The organism is Kitasatospora sp. NPDC033851, assembly GCF_055576085.1.
Window position 1 is genome coordinate 201,497 of record NZ_JBVIRL010000009.1, and the last position, 24,842, is coordinate 226,338.

7 protein-coding genes are annotated in these 24,842 nt (G+C 77.0%); all 7 read right to left on the bottom strand.

The window, feature by feature from the left end; translation table 11 throughout:
• Nucleotides 1–14: 14 nt before the first annotated feature.
• Nucleotides 15–8,705: an amino acid adenylation domain-containing protein gene (locus ACZ51D_RS19745; protein ID WP_465663061.1), complete on the bottom strand. Its 8,691-nt coding sequence runs from the start codon at nt 8,703–8,705 to the stop codon at nt 15–17.
• Complete coding sequence (locus ACZ51D_RS19750) at nt 8,702–13,183, bottom strand: type I polyketide synthase (RefSeq protein ID WP_465622561.1); 4,482 nt, start codon at nt 13,181–13,183, stop codon at nt 8,702–8,704. Before ACZ51D_RS19750 ends, ACZ51D_RS19745 begins: the two co-directional genes overlap by 4 nt.
• 76 nt (nt 13,184–13,259) lie before the next feature.
• Nucleotides 13,260–13,997, bottom strand: a complete 738-nt coding sequence (locus tag ACZ51D_RS19755) for an aspartyl/asparaginyl beta-hydroxylase domain-containing protein (RefSeq protein WP_465622559.1) — start codon at nt 13,995–13,997, stop codon at nt 13,260–13,262.
• A gap of 4 nt (nt 13,998–14,001) precedes the next feature.
• Complete coding sequence (locus tag ACZ51D_RS19760) at nt 14,002–20,475, bottom strand: amino acid adenylation domain-containing protein (protein ID WP_465663063.1); 6,474 nt, start codon at nt 20,473–20,475, stop codon at nt 14,002–14,004.
• Nucleotides 20,472–22,217 carry a non-ribosomal peptide synthetase gene (locus ACZ51D_RS19765; protein ID WP_465663065.1) on the bottom strand — a complete coding sequence of 582 codons (1,746 nt, stop codon included), beginning with the start codon at nt 22,215–22,217 and terminating at the stop codon, nt 20,472–20,474. Before ACZ51D_RS19765 ends, ACZ51D_RS19760 begins: the two co-directional genes overlap by 4 nt.
• Entirely contained in the window at nt 22,214–22,957 is a 744-nt protein-coding gene (locus tag ACZ51D_RS19770; RefSeq protein WP_465622593.1) for an aspartate/glutamate racemase family protein, read from the bottom strand. Before ACZ51D_RS19770 ends, ACZ51D_RS19765 begins: the two co-directional genes overlap by 4 nt.
• The gene (asnB, locus tag ACZ51D_RS19775; protein WP_465663067.1) at nt 22,954–24,837 is read right to left on the bottom strand and encodes an asparagine synthase (glutamine-hydrolyzing); all 1,884 of its coding nucleotides are present in this window, start codon (nt 24,835–24,837) and stop codon (nt 22,954–22,956) included. The genes ACZ51D_RS19770 and asnB overlap by 4 nt, the downstream gene beginning before the upstream one ends.
• Nucleotides 24,838–24,842: the final 5 nt, after the last annotated feature.

Consider the following 24,842-nt stretch of genomic DNA (forward strand, 5'->3'; position numbering starts at 1 on the left):
CCCCCCCGTCCGGGTCAGCCGGTCGGTGCGGTGCCGGGGCCGCCTCGGCGGGCGGCGCGGCGCCGTTCGTGGTGCTGCCGGCGGTCGCCGCCGGCGGTCTGGGCACTGCTCTCCGGGGCCGGCGAGGGTTCCGCAGCCGCGACCGGAGCCGCGACCGGGGCGGGGGCGACGGCGGGGTCCGGCCGGTCCAGCAGCTCGGCGAGGTGCCGGATGGTCGGTCGGTCGAACATCTCGACCACCGACAGCTCCCGGCCGAAGTCCTCGGCGATCCGCCGCTGGACCCGGACCAGGTGGATGGAGTTGGCGCCGGCCTCGAAGAAGTTGGTGTCGAGGTCGACCTCCGCCCCGTCCATCACCTCCCGCCACAGTGCGGTGAGCCGCTCCACCGCTCCGGGCCCGGTGGGCTGGGCCACCGCGCGCGGCGCCGGAACCGGTGCCGCGGGTGCCGCCGGGGCGGCCGGGGTGCCCGGTCGGGCCGGTGCGCCCGCCGTGACGGCCGGGGCGCCGAGCCGGGCGAGCGCCGCCCGGTCGACCTTGCCGTTGGCGGACAGCGGCAGCGCCTCCACCGCCCGGACCAGCTGCGGCACCATGTAGCCGGGCAGCCGCTCGGCGAGGGCCTCCCGCAGCCCGAGCGTCCAGTCGGCGCCGGAGTCCGGCTGCTCGGCCGCCGCACCGGGCGGGCGGCCGCCGACCAGGGTGTGCAGCACGCTCTGGCCGTCCTCCAGCAGCAGCGCTCCGCGCAGCGGCTCGGGGAACACGTCGCCGATCGGGCAGAGTGCCACCGTGCAGTCGCCGGCCCGGTGGCGCAACAGCTGCGCCATTGCCCCGGCCTCCAACAGGCAGAACCGGTCGGCGAGTTCGCCGTACACCGGGGCGATCGCGGTATTCCTGGCGACCAGGAAGAGGGCGAAGCCGGCCCGTTCGAGCAGCGGCCGGTTGGCCTCGCTGTAGAGCGCCGGGTCCAGCGCCCGCTCCGCGCCCGGCGCGCCGTCGAGGGGGACCAGGGCCGGTCCGGCCGGGTCGACGTAGTAGGTGCCGGCCGCCAGGCCCGCCACCCCGCCGGGGGCGACGGCCAGGTAGGTCTGCACCGGGTACAGGCCGCCGGCCGACCCGTAGGCGTACCGGGGCACGCCGTCCTCGTCCTGGCGGGCGAGCACGGTCAGCAGCGCGTCCAGGTCGGTCCGGTTCACCGGGACGTCGGCGAAGCCGGTGGCGGCGCCGCGCAGGGCGGCGGCCCGGCGCAGCTCCAGGGTGTCGGCCGGCAGCGCGAACGGCAGCACCTCACGGCCCGCCAGGTCGGCCCGGCGGCCGGGCTGGCGCAGGCGCGCCTCCAGCCGGCGGACCCGCTCGGCGTCCAGTGCCGGGGCTGCCGCCGGGGCCGGGGCCGTGGTCGCCGGGGCGGCCGACAGCGGACGGGCGGCCTCGCGGACCACGTAGACCGCGAGCCGGGCACCGAGCCCGTCGCCCTCGACCAGTGCCGCGGCCTCCCGCACGCCGTCCATCCGGACCAGGGCGGACTCGATCTCGCCCAGCTCGATCCGCATGCCGCGCACCTTGACCTGGGAGTCCTCGCGGCCGAGGAACTCCAGGTCGCCGTCGGGCAGCAGTCGGGCCAGGTCGCCGGTGCGGTAGAGCCGCTCGCCGGTGACCGGGTGGGCCGGGAAGGCCCGGGCGGTGATCTCCGGGGCGTTGCGGTAGCCGACGGCCAGGCCCACGCCGGTGATGAACAGGGCGCCGGCCACCCCGACCGGACGCGGCCGGAAGGCCTCGTCCAGGACGACCATGCCCTGGTTCCGCATCGGGTGGCCGTACGGGATGCTCGGGCGGCCCGGTTCGACCTCGCCGACCGGGTGGAGCACCGACCAGATCGACGCCTCGGTGGCGCCGCCCAGGCTGATCACCTCGGCCTTGGGCGCGAGCGTGCGGACGTTGCCGGGCATGCCGACCGGGATCCAGTCGCCGCTGAGCATGACCAGGCGCAGCGACTCCAGGTCGGCGGCCGGGTTGCCGTCGGCGTACGCCAGCAGCATCTCCATCAGCGCGGGGACGGAGTTCCAGACCGTGACCCGGTGCTCGGCGACCAGCCGGGACCAGCGCGAGGGGTCGCGCTCCTCGCCGGGCCCGACCAGCACCAGGGCGGCGCCGGCGGCGAGGGTGCCGAAGACGTCGTACACCGAGAGGTCGAAGCCGAGCGAGGAGATCCCGAGGACCCGGTCGGACGGCGTGACCCGGAAGCGGTCGTTGACGTCCACCACGGTGTTCAGCGCCCCCCGGTGGTCGATCATCACGCCCTTGGGGTCGCCGGTGGAGCCCGAGGTGTAGATGACGTACGCGAGGTCCGCCGGGGTGGTCGGGACCGGGGCCGGTGGGGTGTCGGCCGGGGTGTCCAGGGCCTGTTCGAAGCTCAGCAGGGTCACTCCGGCGGGCACGGCGTCCTCGGGGGCCCAGGACTCCCGGGCGAGCAGCGCGGTGGCGCCGGCGTGTTCGAGCGAGCGGGCGACCCGGGCGGCCGGGAGGCCGGCGTCCAGCGGCAGGTAGGCGCCGCCGGCCCGGACCACGCCGATCGCGGCGGCCACCTGCTCCCAGCCCCGGTCGGCGCGCACGCCGACCAGCTCGCCGGGGCGCACCCCGGCCGCGCGCAGCGCGTGGGCGACGGCCGCCGAGGCCCGCTCCAGTTCGCCGTAGGTCACCGTGCCGGTGGCCGAGACCACGGCGGTGCGGTCGGGCGAGGTCCTGGCCCGGTCGAGGAAGGGCTCGTGCAGCAGCCCGTCGGGCCGCGGGCCGTCGGTGGCGTTGAGCGCCCGGTAGGCGTCGAGCTGGGCGGCGGGCAGGACGACCAGGTGCGGGTCCGTCCAGGCGCCGGGCTGTTCGGCGAGCGCGGTGAGCAGGCCGGTGTAGGCCTCGAACATGGCGTCGAGCACGCCCTCGGGGAAGAGCTCCTCGACGGCGTCCCAGGTCAGCCGCAGCCGGCCCTCGTCCTCGGAGATCTGGTGGTCCAGCCAGACCTGCGGGGTCTGGGTGATGGTGTGGGCGACCTCGGCGCCCAGCTCGCGGAGCACCTGGCTGCCGCCCACGCCGTCGGCGCCGAGCTCACTGGTGAAGACGACCGGCATGGCCGCCTCGGCGACCCCGCGCCGGCGGGCGAGTTCGCCGCCGACCCGGACGCCGCTGACCAGCTGGTGGTCGAGGTCCTCCCAGAGCCGGTCCTGCAGCCGGCGGGCCCGGTCGGCGAAGGAGCCGGCGGTGGCGCCGTCCACCTCGAAGAGGCTGAGCGCGGTGAAGTCGCCGACCATGGCGGCCAGGTCGGGGTGGTCGCCGACCCGGTTGAACAGGGTGAGGTTGAGGGTGAAGCGGTCGGCCGTCGACCAAGTGCCGATCACGGTGGCGTAGGCGGCCAGCGCGAGCGCCGAGGGGGTGACCCGGCCGGCGGCGGCCCGGCTCTTCAGCCGCTCCCACAGCTCGGCGGGCAGGTGCGCCTCGCGGCGGCGGAACCTGGTCTCGGCCAGCTCCTCGGGGCGCCGCGCCAGCGGCAGCGCGGGGGCGGGCGGCAGGGTGTCCAGGCGGCCGTGCCAGTAGTCGAGGTCGCGCTGCAGGGCCGGGCCCCGGCGGCGGTCCTGCTCGGCCAGCACGTAGTCGCGGAAGGAGAGTTCGAACGGGCTCGGGTCGAGCGTGCCCTGGTAGACGGCGAGCAGTTCGCGCAGCAGGATCTGCACGCTGCCGCCGTCGGCGATCAGGGTGTCGATGCTCAGGTGCAGCCGGACGTCGGCACCCGCGGTGCGGCTGGCGCGCAGCTCGAACAGCGGCCAGGCGTCGGCCGGCAGCACCTGGTGCGACATCCGGGCGCGGGTCCCGGTGAGGTGCTCGGCCCGGTCCCGCTCCGGCAGCTCGCGCAGGTCGTCGACGGTCAGCTCGTACGCGGGCACCTCGGGCAGGACGCGCTGGGTGCCGTCCTCGCCGAAGACCAGGCGCAGGGCGTCGTGCCGCAGCACCATCGACCGCCAGGCGTCCTGGAGGCGCAGCGGGTCGACGTCGGCGACGTCCACCTCCAGGTAGAGGTGGCAGGCGACGTCGCCGCCGACGGCGCCGCTGCGGCCGATCCAGTAGGCGCGCTGGACGTCGGTGAGCGGGAAGGGCTCGTGCCGGCGGGCCGGGTCGGGGAGCAGCGCGGTCCGCTCGGCGGGCGCCTCGGCGGCCCCGTCCGTGCCCAGCGCGTCCACGGCCCGGGCCAGCGCGGCCACGGTCGGCGAGTCGAACAGGGTGCGCAGCGGCAGCTGCACGTTCAGCCCGTCGCGGATGCCGGCGACCATCCGGGCGGCCAGCAGCGAGTGACCGCCGAGCTCGAAGAAGTCCTCCCCGGTGCCGACCTCGTCGAGGCCGAGGGCCTCGCGCCAGATCGCGGCGATCCGCTCCTCGGTGGGCGTGGCCGGCGGGGTGCGGTCGCGGCCGGCGGCGGGCACGGACTCGGGCGCGGGCAGCGCCGCCCGGTCGACCTTGCCGTTGCCGGTGAGCGGCAGCGCGTCGAGCGCGATGAAGCGGGACGGGATCAGGAAGCCGGGCAGTTGCCCGGCCAGGGCGGCCCGCAGCTCGGCCGGGGCCGGCGGCGCGGCCGGGTCCGCGGGCACCAGGTAGGCGGCCAGCGCGGCCCGGGAGGTGCCCAGGCCGTAGGCGGTCACCACGCACTGGCGGATCCCGGGCAGCGCGGTGAGCGCGGCCTCCACCTCGCCGGTCTCGATCCGGAAGCCGCGGATCTTGACCTGGTGGTCGTTGCGCGACAGGTACTGGATCCGGCCGTCGGGGCGGGTGCGGACCAGGTCGCCGGTGCGGTACAGCCGCCCCGTTCCGGCGCCGGCCGCCTCGGGGTCGGTGACGAACCGTTCGTCGGTCAGCTCGGGCCGGTCGAGGTAGCCGGCCGTCACGCCCGCGCCGCCGATCAGGAGTTCGCCGGGCACGCCGACGGGCACCCGGCGCCCGTACGGGTCGAGGACCCGTACGGTGGTGCCGGCGATCGGGCGGCCGACGGTGACCAGGCCCTCCTGCGGGTCGACCTCGTCGGTGGTGGACCAGACGGTGGTCTCGGTCGGCCCGTACATGTTGAGGATCCGGCCGTCGAGGTGCCCGGCCAGGCGGCGCACCAGGTCGGCGTCGAGGGCCTCGCCGCCGAGCAGCAGCCGGCGCAGGCCGCGCAGCGCCTCCGGGTCGGCCTCGTCCAGCAGGGTGCGGGCCCGCGAGGGGGTGCACTGCAGGTGGGTGACGCCGTGGGCGCGGATCAGCGCGGTCAGCTCGCTGTCGGCCGGGCCGGTGGCGGCGGGTGCGGTGGCCGCGGTGCGGCGCAGCTCCGCCAGCCGGGGCAGGGCGGCCAGCGCGACATCGGTGTCGACGCCGAAGTCGACCAGGCAGCCGATCTCGTCGACCCCGATCTCGGCCAGCCGGTGCACCAGCGGCAGGCACTCCTCGGCGGTGCCGATCAGCGAGCCGTGGCCGAGGTAGCGGGCGCAGGCGTGGTCGAGCAGCGCCTCCTGGTCCTCCGCGGTGAAGTCGCTGCTGCGGACGTCCATGCCGAGGCTGCGGGCCAGGTTCTCGATCAGGCCGACCGAGCTGCGCAGGTAGTCCCGGAACGGCTGCCAGGCGTGCGCCCGGACGTCGGCCGGGTCGGCGCCGAGGTAGCTGTGCAGCATCAGGGTGACGTGCGGCTCGCCGGCGTGGCCGGCCTCCCGCCAGGCCTCGCGGTACAGGGCGATCTTCTCGGCGAGGTCCTCGGTGCTCTGGCCCAGCAGGTGGGTGAGCAGCTGGGCGCCGACCCGGCCGGCCGTGCGGCAGGTCTCGGGGTTGCCGGAGGAGGTGAGCCAGTACGGCAGTTCGGCCTGGACCGGGCGGGGCAGCACCTCGACGTCGACGGTGCGGCCGCCGGGCCCCTCGAAGGGGAGTCGCTCGCCGCGCCACAGCCGCCGGACCTGCTCGATGCCGCTGACGGTGAGCGCCTGGCGGTCCTGGTAGGCGTCCTTGGCGAGGACGAAGTCGTCGGCGTGCCAGCCCGAGGCGAAGGAGAGGCCGACCCGGCCGCCGGACAGGTTGTCGACGACCGACCACTCCTCGGCCACCCGCACGGGGTGGTGCAGCGGCAGCACCACGCTGCCGGCCCGGATGCCGATCCGCTCGGTCGCCCGGGCGATCGCGGCGGCCAGCACCGAGGGGGCCGGGAACGGCCCGCCGAAGGCGTGGAAGTGCCGCTCGGGGAGCCAGACCGCGGAGAAGCCGTTGGTGTCGGCGAAGCGGGCGCCGTCCAGCAGCAGCCGGTACTGCTCGGGGCCGGGCTCGGCGCCGGCGGTGCCGCTGGCGAAGTAGAACAGGCTGAACTCGGGGACGGCCCGGTCGGCCCGGGGCGCCGGGGCGGTGGTCGGGGCGGGCAGCGCCGCCCCGGGGTCGGGGTTGACCACGACCCGGTGGCCCCGGCTGAGGGTCCAGAGCAGTTCCAGGACGGAGATGTCGAAGGAGACGCTGGTGACGGCCAGCCAGGTTGACGGCTCGGCGGCGGCGGTGCCGTCGGTGGCCTCGGCGCCGTCGGTGCCGTCCGCGCTGTCCGTGCCGTCCGCGTCCTCGGCGAGTACGCGGTCCATCGCCGCCAGGAAGGCGGTGAGGTTGCGGCGCAGGACCACGACGCCCTTGGGGCGGCCGGTCGAGCCGGAGGTGTGGATGACGTAGGCGGGCGCGTCCGGGTCCACCGGCGCGGGTTCGGCGGACGCGTTCCCGGCCGGGGCGGGGGCGTCCAGGTCGAGCAGCGGGGCACCGGCCGGCGCCGCGTCCCGGGTCGCGGCGTGCACCAGCACGGCGGTGGGCCGGGCGTCCTCGACCACGTGGGCCAGCCGGGCGGCCGGGTAGTCGGGGTCCAGCGGCAGGTAGGCGGCGCCGGCCCGGAGCACGGCGAGCATGGCGGCCGGCAGGTCGGTGCCGCGGCGCAGGCACAGGCCGACCCGGTCGCCGGGGCGCACCCCGGCGGCGCGCAGCCGGACGAGCAGCTCGTCGACCCGGGCGTCCAGGGCGGCGTAGGTCAGGGCCTGGTCCGGGCGGCCGCCGGGCAGCACGGCCTCGGCGCCGGGGCGGGTGCGGACGGCCTCGGCGAAGGCCGTCACGACGTCCACGGCGTCCTCGGGCAGCGGCCCGCCGTCCCCGGCGGCGGCCAGCAGGGCCTGCTCCACGGGGGTGAGCGCGAGCAGTTCGGACAGCCGCAGGCCGGGGTCGGCGGCGCCGCCGGCGAGCACCCGCCGCAGCGCCTCGGTCAGCTCGCGCACGGTGTCGTCGTCGAACAGGTCCCGGCTGAACTCGCAGACGCCGGCGGTGAGTCCGCCGTCCCGGGCGAGTTCCAGGCTGAGGTCGGTGCGGCACAGGCCGTTGTCCAGGTCGACGAGCTCGACGCCGACCCCGGGCAGGTCGATGTCCGGGGCGGGGACGTTCCGGTAGCCGAACTGCACCTGGTAGAGCGGGGCGTGGCTGAGGTCGCGGTCCGGGCGCAGCTCGCGGACCAGGCGCTCGAAGGGCACCTGGGCGTGGGCGAGCGCGCCGAGGGCGGTCTCCCGGACCCGGTCGAGCAGTTCGCCGAAGGTCGGGTCGCCGGAGAGGTCCGAGCGCAGCACCAGGCTGTTGACGAACATGCCGACCAGGCCGGCGAGTTCGGGCCGGTCGCGGCCCGCGGTGGGCACGCCGACCAGCACGTCCTGCCGGCCGGAGTGGCGCATCAGGACGGCCTGCCAGGCCGCCAGGGTGACCATGAACGGGGTGGCCCGGGCGGTGCGCGCGGCCTGCTCCACGGCCTCGGTGGTGGCGGCGTCCAGGGTGAAGTGCACCCGGCCGCCCCGGTGGCTGGGCACGGCCGGCCGGGGCCGGTCGGTGGCCAGTTCCAGGACGTGCGGGGCGCCGTCCAGGCGCTCGCGCCAGTAGGCGAGCGGCTCGGCCAGCGCGCCGTCGGTGAGTTCGGCGCGCTGCCACTGCGCCCAGTCGGCGTACTGCACCGTGAGCGGCCCGGGCACCGGGCCGCCTTCGCGGAAGGCCCGGTAGCGGGCGCAGAGTTCCTCCACCAGCACCGAGCGGGACCAGGCGTCGCCGACCAGGTGGTGGTTGACCACGACCAGCAGGGCGCGCTCCGGCGCGGAGCGGATCAGCAGGGCGCGCAGCAGCGGGCCGTGCTCCGGGTCGAACGGCAGGGCCGCCTCCCGCTCGGCGAGTTCGCGCTCCCGCTGCTCGTTCCAGTCGTCCTCGCCGTCCTGCGGCTCGACCACCCGCAGGACCGGGCCGGTGTGCTCCAGCACCCGCTGCACCGGGCCGTCGGCACCGTCGGCCACGACGGTGCGCAGCGCCTCGTGCCGCTCCACCAGGCCGGTCAGCGCGGCCTCCAGGGCGGCGACGTCCAGCGCGCCGGTGAGGCGCAGTCCGACGTACTCGTTGAACACCCCGAGGCCGGGGGTGAGCTGCTCCACGAACCAGAGCCGCTCCTGGCCGAAGGACAGCGGCGCGGGCACCGAGCGGTCGCGCGGCGGCAGCGTCGGCGCGGCGCCGGGACCGGCGGGACCGGCGGCGGTGGGGCCGGTGGCGGTGACCGGGGCCGTGCCGGCGCGGCCCCGGGCGCGCGCCTCGAAGGCGGCGCGCTGCTCGGGGGTGAGCCGGGCGAGGCGGTCCTCGCGGCCCTTGGGGTTGCGGCCTGCGGGGTTGGTCACTGCTGCTCCAGTTCGGCGATGATGCGGTCTTCGATCTCGACGGCGAGGTCGGCGATGCGGCCGCCCTCGAAGAAGACCCGGGCGGGGACGTCGACCTCGAACTCGGCCCGCAGCCGGGCCGCGACCTGGGCGGCCAGCAGCGAGTGGCCGCCGAGCTCCAGGAAGTCGTCCTCCACCCCGACCCGGTCGAGGCCGAGCAGTTCGGCGTAGATCTCGGCCAGGCGCTCCTCGGTCGCGGTGGCCGGGGCGGTGTACGGGGTGGCGAGCTCGGGGCGGGGCAGGGCGGCCGTCCGGGGCAGGTCGGCGGCCGGGGCGGCGGAGGTCCGCAGGGTCCCGTCGGTGATCCCGGCGCCGACCCGGGCCACCACGGCCCGGCCGGCCGGGCCGTCGAGCAGGGCGGCGAAGGCGCGGGCGCCCTGCTCGGGGGTGAGCGCGCCGGCCAGCATCTCGGCCTGGAAGGCCCGCAGGGCCTCGGGGACCTCGGCCTGGTCGGCCATGCCGACCTGGGCCCACATGTCCCAGTCGACGGCCACCGCGAACCGCTCGCCGCGCGCGGCCTCGGCCTCCGCGACGGCGGCCAGGTAGGCGTTGGCGGCCGCGTAGTCGCACTGGCCGTAGGTCGGGATCAGGGTGGCGAGCGAGGAGCAGAGCACCAGCACCTCGGCCTCGCCGGGCCGCAGCGCGGCCAGCAGGTGGCGCAGGCCTGCGGTCTTCGGGGCGAGCACCGTGCGCATGCTGTCGTCGGAGCGCAGCTCCACCGAGCCGCCGCCGGGCACACCGGCCGCGTGGATCACGCCGTCGATCCGTCCGAAGGCGGACCGGGCCTGCTCCAGCGCCCGGTCGAGCGCCTCGGCGTCGGTGACGTCGGCGCGCACGGTCAGCACCTCGGCGCCGGCCGCGCGCAGTCCGGCCAGGGCGGTCTCGGCGGTCTCGCCGCCGGCCCCGCGGCCGAGCAGGACGAGCCGGGCGACGCCGGCGCCGGCCAGGTAGCGGGCCAGGGTCAGGCCGATCCCGCCGAGGCCGCCGGTGATCAGCCAGGTGCTGTCGGCGCGCACCCGGGCCGGGGCGGCGGGGACGGGCCGCTCGGCGCGCTCGACGGTGCGGGCGAGCAGGGCGCCGTCGCGCAGGGCCAGCAGCGGGGCCGGGCCGGTGAGCACGGCGCGCACCACCGCGGTGGCGGACGCCTCGTCGAGGACGGTCCCGGCGGCGAGGTCGACCTGGGTGCAGCGCAGGTTGCGGTACTCCTCGCCGAACACCTGGACCGGGCCGCTGAGCAGGGCCGCGGCGGGCCGGGGCCGCTCGCCGGGGGCGGCCGGGAAGGCGCCGGCGGTGACCACGCCGAGGCGCACCTCGTGCACCACGCTCTCGGCGGACATCGCCCGGGCGAGGTGGACCAGGCCGAAGTAGCCGTCGGTCTCGTCCGCGGTCTCGTCCAGTCCCCAGCCGTACAGGACGGCGGTGGGCGTGCGGACCAGGGCGCGCAGGTCGGCGAGCAGCTTGGCGTACTGGGCCGGGTCGGCCGGGTCGAGCTCGTAGACGCCCCGGCGCACCCGGCGGTAGCCGGCGCCGGGCTGGACGGTGGTGACGATCTGGCCGCGCGCGGTCAGCAGGTCGACCAGCGGCTGGGCGGTGCCGGCCCGGTCCAGCAGGACCAGCCAGGTCTGGCGGCGCCCGCTCAGCGGGTCCGCCTCGGCCGTCGGCCCGGCCGGCGGGTGCCAGCCGATGGTGGCGTGTACCGCGTCGGGGTCCGAGGCGGGCAGCGCGGTGGCGGGCGCCCGGCCGGGGATGGCGGGCTCGATCCAGTGCGGCAGCCGCTCGAAGGGGTAGCCGGGCAGGTCGGCGGGGCGGGCGGCGTCGAGCGGCTCCCAGTCGACCGGGGCGCCGTGCGTCCACAGGCTGCCGAGGGCGAGCACGGCGCTGCCGGGCTCGTCCTCCGGGCCGCGGCGGCCTCGGGTGGGCAGCGGCGGCTGGGCGAGCCGCGCCGCGGCGGTGCCCTCGGCGGCGGAGCGGGCCAGGTCGGTCAGGACGCTGCCGGGGCCGGTCTCCACCAGCACCATCCGCTCGTCGAGCGCGGCCAGGCGGGTGAGCCCGTCGTGGAAGCGGACCGGGGAGAGCATCTGGCGGGTCCAGTACGTGGGGTCGGTGGCCTGCTCCGGGGTGATCCAGTCGCCGGTGAGGTTGGAGAGGAACGGCACGGTGGGTTCGCGCAGCGTCACCTTGGCCAGCTCGGCGGCGAACTGTTCGGCGGCCGGGGCGCACAGGGCGCTGTGGAAGGCCCGGTCCACCGGCAGCGCGAGGGCGCGCAGGCCGCGCTCGCCGAGTTCGGCGGCGGCGCGCCCGGCGGCCTCGGGAGTGCCGGACAGCACGGTGGCGGCCGGACCGTTGACGGCGGCGAGGTCCAGGCCGTGCCGGGCGGCGAGTTCGGCGGCGGCCGCCTCGTCCAGCGGGACGGCCAGCATCGCGCCGGGCGCGGTGGCCTCCATCAGCCGGCCGCGGGCGGCGACCAGGGCGAGCGCCTCGGGCAGGTCGAGGACGCCGGAGAGCAGCGCGGCGGTGTACTCGCCCAGGCTGTGGCCGAGCAGGGCGGCCGGGCGCACGCCCCAGTGCCGCCACAGCGCGGCCATGGCGTGGCCGACCGCGAGAACGGCGGGCTGGGTGACGGAGCTGCGGCGCAGCTGCTCGGCGTCTCCGTCGCGGAGCAGCTCGACCAGGTCGAGGCCCAGGTGCGGGCGCAGCAGGTCGGCGGCCTCGTCCAGGGCGGTGCGGAACACCGGGTGCGCCGCGTGCAGGCCGAGGGCCATGCCCGGGTACTGGGCGCCCTGGCCGGGCAGCAGGAAGGCGACGGGCGCGGCGCCCTGGCCGGCGCGGGCCCGGACGGACTCCCGGCGGCCGCCCCCGCGCAGCGCGGCGATCGCGCCGGCGGTGTCCCGGGCGACCACGACCCGGCGCTGGACCAGTCGGCGGCGGCCGGTGCGCAGGGTACGGGCGACGTCCGCGAGCGGGCGGTCCGGGTGGGCGGCGAGGTCCTCGGCGAGTCGCTCGGCGGCGGCGTCCAGGGCGGTGCCGGTGCGGGCGGACAGCGGCAGGGCCACCGGGACGGCGGTCGGCTCGGCGGCCTCCCGGGCGGCCGCCGCGGGGGCCTGCTCCAGGATCAGGTGGGCGTTGGTGCCGCCGATGCCGAAGGCGCTGACGGCGGCCCGGCGCGGACCCTCGGCGACCGGCCAGTCGGTGAGGTCGGCGGGGACGAAGAACGGGCTGTCGGCCAGGCCGAGTCCGGGGTTGACGGACTCGGCGTGCAGGCTGGCCGGGATCCGGCCGCTGCGGACGGCCAGGATGGTCTTGATCAGGCCGGTGATGCCCGCGGCGGTGTCCAGGTGGCCGAGGTTGGACTTGACCGAGCCGAGGCCGCACCAGCCGGTGGCCGAGCGCAGCTCGGCGTCCTGCTCGGCGCGGAAGGCGGCGGTGAGCGCCTCGACCTCGATCGGGTCGCCGATCGGGGTGCCGGTGCCGTGTGCCTCGACGTAGCCGATGGTGTCCGGGGCGACGCCCGCGACGGACAGCGCCTCGCGGATCACCGCGGTCTGCCCGGCCACCCCGGGGGCGGTGTAACCGGCCTTGTTGGCACCGTCGTTGTTGACGGCCGAGCCGAGGATGACGGCGTGCACCCGGTCGCCGTCGGCGAGCGCGTCGGCGAGGCGCTTGAGCACCACGACGCCCGCGCCGTTGCCGAAGACCGTGCCGGCGGCCTCGGCGCCGAAGGGCCGGCAGTGCCCGTCCGGGGACTCGATGCCGCCGGGCACCGGCAGGTAGCCGGAGCGGTTCGGCACGGTGACGGTGACGCCGCCGGCCAGGGCGAGGTCGCACTCCTCGGAGAGCAGGCTCTGCACCGCGAGGTGCACCGCCACCAGCGAGGTCGAGCAGGCGGTCTGCACGCTGACCGCCGGGCCGCGCAGGTTGAGCTTGTACGCGGCCCGGGCGGCCAGTTGGTCGGGCTGGTTGCCCTGGAAGAGCATCGGCACGCCGAGCGAGTCCCGCAGGTCGGTGCGCGGCAGCAGGTTGTGGATCAGGTAGGTGCTCAGCAGCGATCCGGCGTAGACCGCGACCGGCCCGCGCGCCCGGTCGGGGTCGCAGCCCGCGTCCTCCAGCGCCGCCCAGGCGCACTCCAGGAAGATCCGCTGCTGGGGGTCGATGACCGAGGCCTCCAGCGCGTTGTAGCCGAACAGCTGGGAGTCGAAGCCGGCGACGTCCGACAGCACGCCCTTGGCGGCCACGTACCCGGGCTTGCCCGACTGGTCGTCCGGCACCCCGTCGGCCCGCAGCTCCTCCGGACCGAAGCGGCTGATCGCCTCGGTGCCGGCGGCCAGCAGCTCCCACAGCGCGTCGACGGAATCGGCTCCGGGGAAGCGGCCCGCGAGGCCGACGACGGCGACCCGGCCGTCGGTCTCGGCCGGGTCGGGAAGGACCGGCTGTGCGTTCAAGGTGTTCTCCGTGGTGTGGTGGGCTCCGCGCGCGGCGGGGCGGGCAGGACCGGGGACGACCGGGTACGACCGGGGCTCAGACCGCCATCAGGTAGCGCTGGAAGCGGGGCATGAGGATCTCCAGGGCCCGGACCTCGACGGGCGTCAGCTCGGGGTGCCAGACGTCCCAGAGCAGGACGGCACGCTGCTGGGTGCCCTTGTTCCACGCCTCGTGGATGAAGCTGTCGTCGAAGAGGATCACCTTGCCCTCCTCCCAGCCGCGCTCGTCGTCGGCGACCTTGATGGCGCAGCCGGGCGGGACGATCAGCGGCAGGTGCGCGGTGAGCAGCAGGTTCACGCCGCCGGTGTGCGGGGTGATGTGCACGCCGGGGTTGAGGATGGTGAACATGCCGTCGCGCGGCCCGTGCGGGGTCGCGGACACGGCCGCGTGGGTCTCGGGGCAGCGCTCCCGGACCTCGTCGCGCCACTGCCCGTTGCGGTACAGCTGGTAGGTGTCCCAGCCCTGCCAGCCGAGCTCCTTGGTGTACAGGTCCTCGTACGGGGCGAAGCGGGCCTGCTCCTCGCGCAGCGCCAGGAACTCCGCCTTGATCGCCTGGTACGACTCCTCCACCCGTGCCACCCAGGGCAGTTCGGCGGTGTCGTGCCAGGGCAGGGCGCTGATCCCGGGGAAGAACAGCCGGGTCGGCTCCTGGTCCTCGTGCAGGTACTCGGGGACCTGCTCCCCGGTGAGGATGCGCAGGCACTCCTCGACCCGCTCCAGCCCCTCGGTGCCGAGGGCGCCGTGCAGTTCCGTCATCACGCTCTGGACGTCCATGGATTCAGTCCCTCCCTGTCGGTGTGTACCGGTCGGCGGCGTCCGCCCCCTCGGCCCGGTCCCGGGCCTCGCGGCGGGCCCTGGCCCGGGCGCGGACGGCGTTCTGCCGACGCTCGCCGCGCGGTTCGGCGGTGGCGGCCGGGGTCCGGCCGTCCGCGGTGCCGGTGCCGTCGGTGAGGCCGGCCGCGAACTCGGCGATGGTCGGCCGGCCGAAGACGTCGACCAGCCGGACCGGCCGGTCCAGCCGGCGGGCCAGCTCCAGCTGGAGCCGGGCGGCCAGCAGCGAGTCGCCGCCGGCTTCGAAGAAGTTGGTGTGCCGGCCCACCGGGCCGCCGCCCAGCAGCTGTTGCCAGGCGTCGGCGACGAGCTGTTCGACGCCGGCCAGCGGGGTGGCGTCGGCGGGCCGCGCGGCGGCCTCGGGGAGCGGCAGCCGGGCCCGGTCCCGCTTGTTGGTGCGGGTCCTGGGCAGCGCGGCCAGCAGCATCACGGTGTCCGGCACCACCGCGGCGGGCAGCCGTTCGGCCAGGTGCGCCCGCAGGTCGGCGCCGGTGACCCCGGGGGCGGCGACCGCGTAGCCCACCAGCCGTCGGGCCGAGCCCTCGCCGTGCGCGGCGGCGGCGGCCTCGCGCACCCCGGGGTGCAGCTCCAGCAGGGCCTCGATCTCCTCCAGCTCGATCCGGTTGCCGCGGATCTTCAGCTGGCTGCCGATCCGGCCGGTGAACGCCAGTTCGCCGTCCGGCAGTCGGCGGCCGAGGTCCCCGGTGCGGTACAGCCGGCCGCCGTCCTCCCAGGGGTCGGCGACGTAGGCCCGCTCGCTCTCCTCGGGCCGGCGGTGGTAGGAGCCGGCCAGCAGGTCGCTGCGCAGGTGGATCTCGCCGACCACCCCGACCGGGCAGAGCCGGCCGCGGTGGTCCAGGACGACGGCCTCGCGGCCCGGGATGGGCAGGCCGATCGGCACCCCGTTGGGGAACTCCTCGCCCGGGGCCAGCTCCCGGTGGGTCGCCAGCACGCACTCGGTGGGCCCGTACAGGTTGTGCAGCCGGGGCCGGTCGGGGCGGTGCGCCCAGGCGGCGGCCAGGGCCACCGGGAGCACCTCGCCGGCCATCAGCACGTGCTCCAGGTCGGGCAGCTGCGTGCCGGTGGCGTCCAGTGCCTCGGTGACCAGCTGGAAGAAGGCCGGGACGGTCTGGATCTGGGTGATCCGCTCGGCCCGCAGCCACTCGGCCACCGCCAGCGGGTCGCGGCGCAGCCCGTCCGGCGGCAGGCAGAGCACCGCCCCCGAGCAGAGCGCGGCGAACACCTCGGTGTACGCGGCGTCGTACGTGAACGGCGCCCACTGGGCGATCCGGCTGTCCGGGCGGATGCCGAAGCGCTCGCGCTGCCAGTCGGCGAACTGGGCGAGCGCCGCGTGCGGCAGGGCGATGCCCTTGGGGGTGCCGGTGGAACCGGAGGTGTAGACCAGGCAGAGCGGGTCGCCGGGGTCCGCGGGGGAGGCGGCCGGGGCGGGGCCGGCGGGGGTCGCGGCGTCCGGCGGGCACGGGTCGAGGGTCTCGACCGGGACGCCGGCGAAGCCCCCGTCCTCCGCGCGCAGCCCGGGGTGGCGGGCCAGGGCCGCCTCGGCGGCCAGCAGGCAGACCGGTTCGGCGTCGGCCAGCAGGGTCGTCAGCCGGGCGTCCGGGTCGGCCGGGTCGAGCACCGCGAAGGCGGCGCCGGTCTTGGCGACGCCGAGGATCGCGGCGGTCTGCACCGGGCCGGCGGGCAGCAGCACCGAGACGAACCGGCCGGGTCCGGCGCCGTGCGCCAGCAGCCGGGTCGCGACGGCGTCGCTCCAGGCGTCCAGCTGCCGGTAGTCCACCGTCAGGCCGTAGGCGCGGATCGCGGGCGCGTCCGGGTGGGCGGCCGCCCGGGCCCGGAACAGCTCGGTCACCGACCGGGCGTGCCCGGCGCGCACCCGGCCGGCCGGGCGGGCCGGTACGGGGGAGGGCAGGGCCGGGTCGGCGAGCTCGACCGCGTCCAGCGGGGCGTCGGGCGCGGCCAGCGCGGCTCGCAGTAGGGCGTCGAGGTGCCGGGCGAACCGGGCGGCGAAGTCCGGGCCGAAGCGGTCCGCGGCGTACTCCAGGCCGCCGTCGATCCGGTCGGGGTGCTCGTCCAGGGCCAGCGTGAGGTCGTACTTGGCGGTGCCGGTGGGCAGTTGCCGCAGCACGCCGGTGGCCTCGCCCAGCCGGAGTCCGGCCGGCGGCGCGTCCTGGAACACCAGCGAGGCCTGCGCCAGGGTGGGCCGGCCCGGTTCGCGGGGCAGGCCGAGGCCGGCCACCAGCCGGTCGAAGGCGACCAGCGGACGGCCCAGGTCGGCCGCCAGCGCCCGCCCGGTGCGGGCTACCAGTTCGGCGAAGGACGGTACGCCGGACAGGTCCACCCGCACCGGCAGGGTGTTCACCAGGGAGCCGACCAGCGGCTCCAGTTCGGGCCGGTCCCGGTTGGCCACCGGGACGCCGACGACCACGTCGTCGCTGCCCGCGTAGCGGCCCAGCAGGGCCGCGTACACCGAGAGCAGCACGGTGAACGGCGTGGTGCGCAGGCGCGCCGCGCCCTCGCGCAGTGCGGCCGTCAGCTCCGGTGCCAGCGCGACCGGCAGGGTCTCGCCGGAGCCGACCGGCCGGGTCAGGGCGGGTACGTCGGTGGGCAGGTCCAGCACCCCGGGGTGCCCGTCGAGCCGCTCCAGCCAGTAGTCCAGCTGCGCCTGACGGTCCGTCACGGCCTGCGCGGCGGCGAGGCCGGCCGCGTGGTCGGCGAAGCCCGGCTCCAGCGCGGCCGGCGGCTCGGCCAGGCCGAGGCGCGCGGCGTAGAGCGCGGCCAGCTCGCGCACGGCCACCCCGATGGACCAGCCGTCCACGGCGAGGTGGTGCGCGGTGCACAGCAGCACCGAGCGCTCGGGGCCGATGCGGACCAGGGTGAGCCGCAGCAGCGGCCCGGCGGCCAGGTCGAAGGGCCGGACCGCCTCGGCGCGGGCGAGCGCGGGCACCTCCCCGGGCGTCGCGTCCAGCACCGCGAGGGCCGGTACGGCGGTCGGCGCGAGCAGCAGGACCGGGCCCTCCTCCCGCAGTTCGCAGCGGGCGGCCAGCACCGGGTGGCGCGCCACCAGGTCGGCGAAGGCGCCCTGCAGGGCGTCCCGGTCCACCGGGCCGGTCAGCTCCAGCGCGGCCGGCAGGTGGTAGGCGGGCGAGTCCGGGTCGAGCCGGTGCAGCAGCCACAGCTGGCGCTGCTGGTCGGTCATCGGGACGGTGTCGGGCGCGGACCCGGCGGTGCGGGCGGCCGGGCCGGGCGTGGCCGGCCGGGTGCGGGCCAGCGCGGCCGGCGTGGGGTCGGTGTAGAACTCGGCGAGCGAGGGCGCGCCGCCGAACCGGGCCCGGACCCGGCCGAGCAGCCGGGTGGCGGCGATGGAGTTGCCGCCCGCGGCGAAGAAGTCGTCGGTGGTGCCGACCCGTTCGGCGGGCAGGCCCAGCACCTCGGCCCAGAGCGCGACGGCGGCCCGCTCGGCCTCGCTGACCGGCTCGGTCCGCCGCGCGGCGGCGAACTCGCCGACCCGGCGCAGCAGTTCGGGCCGGTCGACCTTGCCGCTGGTGTTCAGCGGCAGTGCGGGCAGCACGGCGATCGTGCCGGGCACGGCGGCCGCGGGCAGCCGCTCGCGCAGGTGACGGCGCAGCGACTCGGGCAGGGCGTCGTCCCCGGGCAGCGCGTCGTCCTCGGGCAGGGCGTCGTCCTCGGCGCGGGCGGTGACGAAGGCGACCAGCCGGGGGCCGGCCGGCTGCTGCCGGTCCACCACCACGGCCGCCTGCCGGACCGCGGGGTGGGCGCCCAGCAGGGCCTCCACCTCGCCGACCTCGATCCGGTGACCGAGGATCTTGACCTGCTGGTCGGCCCGGCCGAGTACCAGGATCCGGCCGTCCGGGAGGTGCCGGGCCAGGTCGCCGGTGCGGTAGACGGTGCCGCCGGCCGGGTCGACCGGGTCGGGCACGAAGGCGGCGGCGGTGAGCTCGGGGCGGTTGCGGTACCCGGCGCTCACGCCGGCCCCGCCGATCACCAGTTCGCCGACGGCGCCGCGCGGCACCGGCCGCAGCCGCCGGTCGAGGACGTAGCAGACCGTGTCGGCGACCGGGCGGCCGACCGTGACGGGCTCGCCGGAGCGCACCCGTCCGACGGTGGACCAGATGGTGGTCTCAGTGGGCCCGTACAGGTTCCACAGCTCCGCGCAGCGGGTCAGCAGCCGTTCGGCGAGGTCGCCGTCCAGGGCCTCGCCGCCGCACAGCGCCCGCAGTTCGGGCCGGCCCGGCCAGCCGCCGTCCAGCAGTCCGCGCCAGAGCGAGGGGGTGGCCTGCATCGCGGTGGCGCCGCTGCTCTCCAACAGGGCGCCGAGCGCCTCGGCGTCCCGGACGCTCGCGCGCGGGGCGACCACGACCCGGCCACCGGCCAGCAGCGGGGCGAACAGCTCCAGGACCGAGATGTCGAAGGTGATCGAGGTGACGGCGAGCAGGGTGTCCTCGGGGCCGAGGCCCGGCTCGGCGGAGACCACGCTGTGCAGCAGGTTGGCCACGCAGCCGTGCGGCACCGCGACGCCCTTGGGCAGCCCGGTGGAGCCCGAGGTGTACATCAGGTACGCGAGGTCCTCGGGCGCGGGGCCGGGCGTCGGGGCGGTGGTCGGCTCCGCACCCTCGGCCAGCAGCGCGGCCGGGTCGGCGGCGGGCAGGCCCGGGAGGCCGTCGCCGACCAGCAGCCGGGCGCCGCTGTCGGTGAGCACGTGCTCGGCACGCGCGGCGGGCATGGCCTCGTCGAGGGGGACGAGGACGGCGCCGGCCCGCCAGATGCCGACGATCAGCGGCACCAGTGCGGCGGCACGGTCCACCCGCAGGGCCACCCGGTCGCCGGGCAGCACGCCGTGCCGGGTGGTCAGCCGGTGGGCGACCCGGTCGGCGGCCGCGTCGGCGCCGGCCCGGGTGTAGGCGGTGCCGGGGGACTCGACGGCCGGTGCGGCGCCGTCCCGCCGGGCGAGCCCGGCCAGCGCCTCGGGGACGGTGGCCCAGCCGCGTGCGCCGTCGGGCGCCCGGTTGAAGTCGGTCAGGACCTGGTGGCGGCGGTGCTCGGAGAGCACCGGCAGCTCGGTCAGCGGCCGGTCCGGGTCGTCCACGGCGGCTTCCAGCAGGCACAGCAGCGAGTCCGCGAAGTCGGCGGCCGTCTCGGGGGCGAGCAGCGCGGTGCGGTACTCCAGGGTGGCGTCCAGCGCGCCCGAGGGGCGTGGCCGGAGGAAGAAGGTCAGGTCGTACTTGGCGGTGCCGCTGTGCGAGGGCGCGGGGGTGGTCCGGACGCCGGGCAGCTCCAGGGTGGTGGTGGGGCCGCTGTGGAAGGAGTACATCAGCTGGAACAGCGGGGTCCGCCCGCCGGCGGCGCGGCCGAGGCGCTCCACCACCAGGTCGAACGGGGTGTCCCGGTGCCGGAGGTCGGCCTTCAGCTGCCGGCGGGTGCGGGCCAGGGCCTGCCGGAAGCCGGGCTCGCCGCCGAGGTCGCCGCGGTGGGCCACGATGTTGAGCAGCGGGCCGACCACGCCGGCCAGGGCGGTCCGGTTGCGGGTCGCCACCGGCATGCCGACCACCAGGTCGTGCTGGCCGGTCCAGCGGGCGGCGGTGGCGCAGAAGGCGGTGAGCAGCACCGTGGACAGGCTGGCGAGTTCGGCCCGGCCGAAGGCGCTGAGCCGGGCCGCCAGTTCGGCGGGGACGGTGAAGTGGTGCAGCGCCCCGGCGACCGGGTCGCCGCCCCGGCCGGGGTCGGCGGGCAGGTCGGCGGTGGGCAGTTCCCCGGCGAGCCGGGACGTCCAGTGGTCGAGCCCGCCGCCGTCGCCCGCCCCGGCGCGCTGCCAGGCGGCGTAGTCGCCGAAGTCGGGGCCGCCGGCCGGGGCCTCGGCGGTGCCGGGAGCGGTGGCGTAGCGGGCGGCGAGGGACTCCAGGAAGACGCCGAAGCCCCAGGCGTCGACCACGATGTGATGGGCGGTGAACAGCAGCAGCGAGCGGTCCTCGCCCAGCCGGAACAGGTGGGTCCGCATGAGCGGGGGCCGGTCGAGGTCGAAGGGCACGGCCACGGCGCGGGCGACCAGCTCGGCGAGCCGCTGCGCGCGGTCGGGCTCGGGCACGTCGGCCAGGTCGACGGTCTCGACGGTGGGCCGGACCTGCTCGGCGAACAGCTGCCAGGGCTCGCCGGCGGCGTCGGCCACGACGGAGCAGCGCATCATCTCGTGCCGCCGGGCGGTCTCGGCGAGCGCCCGCTCCAGGGCGGCCGGGTCCACCGGGCCGCTGACGTGGAAGGCGGCGCTCTCGTTGTGCAGGGCGGTGCCGGGCAGGACCTGCTCGGCCCGCCAGATGGAGCGCTGGGCGTAGGAGAGCGGGGCGCGGCCGCGGTCGGCGCGCAGCGGCAGGGAGGTGTCTCGGCTCATCGGGGCTCACCGTCCGCGGCGGCCCCGGCGCGGCCGGCGGCGACGGCCGCGGCCAGCCCGGCGACGGTCGGGGCGCCGACGTACACCCGCAGCGGCACCTCGACGCCGAAGCGGGTGCGCAGCCCGTCCAGCAGCCGGGCGATGCCCAGCGAGTCCCCGCCGAGCAGGGCGAAGTCGTCGTGCCGGCCGACGGCGGGCACGTGCAGCAGTTCGCGCCAGAGCTCGGCGATCCCGGCCTCCAGGCCCTCCAGCGGCTGTTCGCCGGTGTGGCCGGCCCGGGCGGCGGCGGGGCTGGGCAGCGCCCGCCGGTCGGCCTTGCCGCTGAGGGTGCGCGGGATGGCGGCGAGCCGCAGGTAGAGGGCGGGCCGGGCGGCGGCGGGCAGGGTCTCGGCGGCGTAGTCGCGCAGTTCCTCGTCGGTGACGTCCGGGGCGACCAGGTAGGCGCACAGCACGGGCTCGCCGTCGGTCTCCTCGACGAGCGCGGCGCAGACGTCGGCGACGCCGGCGTGGCGGCGCAGCCCGTCCTCGATCTCGCCGAGTTCGACCCGGGCGCCGTGCACCTTGACCTGCTGGTCGCGGCGGCCGAGGACCTCCAGGGCGCCGTCGGCGCGCAGCCGGCCGAGGTCGCCGGTGCGGTAGCGGTCCGGCCCGGCGAAGCCGCCGGGGGTGTCGCCCAGGTAGCCGCGCAGCGGGAACGGGGTGCGGATCTCGATCTCGCCGATCGCCTCCGTGACGGGGCGTCCGGCGACCAGCACGCTGACCTCGACGCCGGGCATCGGGCGGCCGGCCGGGACGGTCTCGGCCTCGGCGTCCTCGGCGGTGAGCCGGCGGAAGACCTTGGTCATGGTGGTCTCGGACGGGCCGTAGAGGTTGACCAGCTCCTTGTCGGCCCCGAACAGGCCGCGCCACCAGGCGATGTCGGCGGGGCGGACCGGCTCGCCGGCCAGCAGGGCGGCGCGCAGCCGGGGCAGCGAGCCGGTGTCGAGCCCGGCGGCGCGCAGGGTGCGGAACACGGTGGGGACGCAGTGCAGCAGGTCGATCCGCTGCTCGGTCAGCCAGTGGCCGAGGGCCGCGCCGACCGGGATCGGGCCGGGCGCCGGGACGACGGCGGTGCCGCCGGCGCAGAGCGGGACGAGGGCGTCGCGCAGGAAGGCGTCGAAGCCGGGGGAGGTGAGCATGGAGACCCGGGTGCCGGGCGCGACACCGAACTCGGCGATCTCCCAGTCCAGGAAGTGGGCGACGGCCTCGAAGCTGCCCCGGATGCCCTTGGGGCGGCCGGTGGTGCCCGAGGTGAAGTACACGTACCCGGCGTCGGGGCCGCCGAGGCCGCGCCAGTGGTCGGCCGTCCACGGCAGGCCGGTGACGGACTCGGCCTCCAGCAGGGGCGGTTCGTCCGCTCCGGCGGCGGCCAGGCCGGCGCGGCCGGCGGCGTCGGCGAGCACGGTGCCCGGCCGCAGGTCCGCCAGCAGGGCGGTCCAGCGCGCGGCGGGCTGGCGGGTGTCGACCGGGGCGAACGCGCGGCCGGTGGCGGCGCAGGCGAGGACCGCGGCGACCACCGGGACGGGGTCGGCGCAGGCCACCAGGACGGGGCCGGTGCCCTCGGCGAGCCGGGCCCGCAGACCGGTGGCCAGCTCGGCCAGGTCGCGGTGGCTCCAGTCCCGGCCGGCGGTGGCGAGGGCGGGTTCGGCGGCTCGGCGCTCGACCTGGTCGGCCCAGCGGTCGAGGATGCTCGTGTGGCTCACAACTCTCCGTTCATGATCCGGCGGGCCACGACCGTCAGCGGGTCGAGGGAGGGCAGTTCCCCGCCCAGGCCGGCGTCCTCGATCGCCCTGGTGACCAGGTGCAGTTCGGTGCAGGCGGCGACGAAGGCCCGCACGCCGTAGCGGGGCAGGGTCTCGCGCAGGAAGTCGATGGTGCGGGCGGGGTCCTCGCCGCGCTTGAGGCGGTGGATCTGCTCGTGCAGCGCGTCCTGGTCCGCCGGGCGCAGCGCGACCAGCCGTTCGGCGGCGCGGGCGCCGGCCGGGCCGGAGGTGAGCAGGCCGGCCCGGGCGGTGCCGGAGGAACAGAGCAGCAGGTGCGGTTCGGTGGCCGCCGCCAGTTCCTCGTGCACCACGTCGACCAGGGAGACGCAGCGCGCCGCGAGGTCGGCGGGCAGGTCGCCGAGCACGTGGTGGGCGGTGATGCAGGCGATCACCGTGCGCTCCGCGCCGGCCGCCTGCAGGCCGCGCAGTGAGGTCTCCACGGCGCGCCGCAGCACGTCGAGTTCGCCGCTGCCGATGGCCTCGGTGCGGTCCACCACGGCGGGGTCGGACCACAGCAGCAGCCGGGGGGTGTCCTGTTCGGGGTGGAGCCGGCAGGCCCGGTAGACGGTGCGCAGCAGTTCGGTGGAGGCCAGCGGCCCCATGCCGCCCAGCACCCCGATCAGCGGGTGGTCCGGGCGGGCGCCCGGGGCGGCGGACGGTGCGGCGGCGGTGAGGGTCATCCCAGGCACGGCAGGTCGAACTCCTCGACGAAGAGGGCGAAGGTCGCGACGAGCATCAGGTAGTCGGTGTCCAGGTGGGCGTGCACCTGGTGGCCGTCGGTGCGCTGGCGCGCGGTCAGGGCGGCGACGGTGTCCGGGTCGAAGTAGCCCTGGCGGCGGACGGTCGCGGGGGAGATCAGCTCCTCGAACCAGTCGGCGCCGGTACTGAGCAGGTGGCTGCTGGTCTGGCCGCGGAAGCCGTACTTCTGCCGGCCGAGCACCTCGACGGGAACGAGCCCCTCGGCGGCCCGGCGCAGGACGGCCTTCTCCCGGCCGTGGGCGAGCATCAGCTCCGGCGGCACCGTGGTGGCGTGGTCGACCACGGCGTTCGCGAGGAAGGGGAAGCGCAGTTCGACGCCGTTGGCCAGGGCCATCCGGTCGCCGTGGTCGCCGAGCAGGTGGTCGGCGAGCCGCAGCCGGTAGTCGAGGTAGGAGCGCTGGTGCAGCGGGTGGCGCCCGGCCAGCCGGTCGGGGTCGACCAGGCGCTGGCTGGTGACGGAGAACTCGTCCAGCGCGTGGGCCAGGTCCTCGGCGTACAGTTCGCGGCGGAACTCCTGGGCGGGCAGCTGGTCCTGTTCGTAGGCGAGGTCGACGCCCCACATCCGGTGCCGGAACTCCCGCTCCAGGGAGGCGTCCAGGCCGGTGAGCCGGCTGCCGCCGAGGCCGGTGGCGTCGAAGCGGTAGCCGGGGTAGCCGCCGAACAGCTCGTCGGCGCCCTCGCCGCTGAGCGCGCCGACCGTCCCGGCGGCGCGCACGGCCTCGGACAGCGCGAGCGAGCAGACGTTGTACGACTCGCGGACGGGGGCCTCGGCGTGCCGCACCATGGCGGCGATCCGCTCGGCGACCTGGTGCTCGCCGACCGGCACCTCGTGGTGGTCGGTGCCGAGCTTGCCGGCGACCAGCCGCTGGTGCGGGCCCTCGTCGAAGTCCCGGCCGGGGAAGGTGACCGAGAAGCTGGGCCAGGCGTGGCCGGGTCGGGCCCGGGACATCAGGGCGCCGATCAGGCTGGAGTCGAGGCCGCCGCTGAGGTACATGCCGATCGGCACGTCGGCGAGCAGCCGGCTGCGCACCGCGGAGTCGAGCAGTGCGACGGTGCTGTCGGCGTACCGGTCCAGCTCCCGGTCGAGGTCCGCGGGGCCGACCGGGGCGAGGTCGGTGGCGAGCGGGAAGTCGAGGTCCCAGTACTGCTCGGTGCGCACCCCGGCGTGGTCGGCGATCAGCCGCTCCCCGGGGCGCAGCGCGCTGATGCCCTCGAACATGGTGCGCGGGCTGACCAGCCCGGGCAGGGTCAGCACCTGGTCGAGGCCGCGCAGGTCGACCCGGGCGCGGACGGCGGGGTGGCGCAGGATCGCCTTGACCTCGGAGGCGAAGATCAGCAGGCCGTCGGTGACGGTGTAGAAGAGCGGGACGATCCCGGCGCGGTCCCGGGCGAGCAGCAGCCGCCGCTCGGCGGCGTCGTGCAGGGCGAAGCCGAACTGGCCGTCCAGGTGGGCGGTCAGCTCCTTGCCGTACTCCCGGTAGAGGTGGACCAGCACCTCGGTGTCGTTCTCGGTGCGGAAGCGGTGGCCGCGGCGGCCCAGCGCGGTGCGCAGCTCGCGGTGGTTGTAGATCTCGCCGTTGCAGACCGAGACGAGCGTGCCGTCCTCGGTGCGGTGCGGCTGGTTGCCGTGGGCGAGGTCGTTCAGGGCGAGCCGGCGGAAGCCGAGGCCGATGCCGTCCGCGAGGTGGTGGCCGTCGTCGTCGGGCCCGCGGTGCACCAGACCGGCCGTCATCGCGGCGACCGCCTCGGCGTCGACCGGGCGACCGCCGCCCAGGACGAATACGCCGGTTATTCCGCACATTGCGT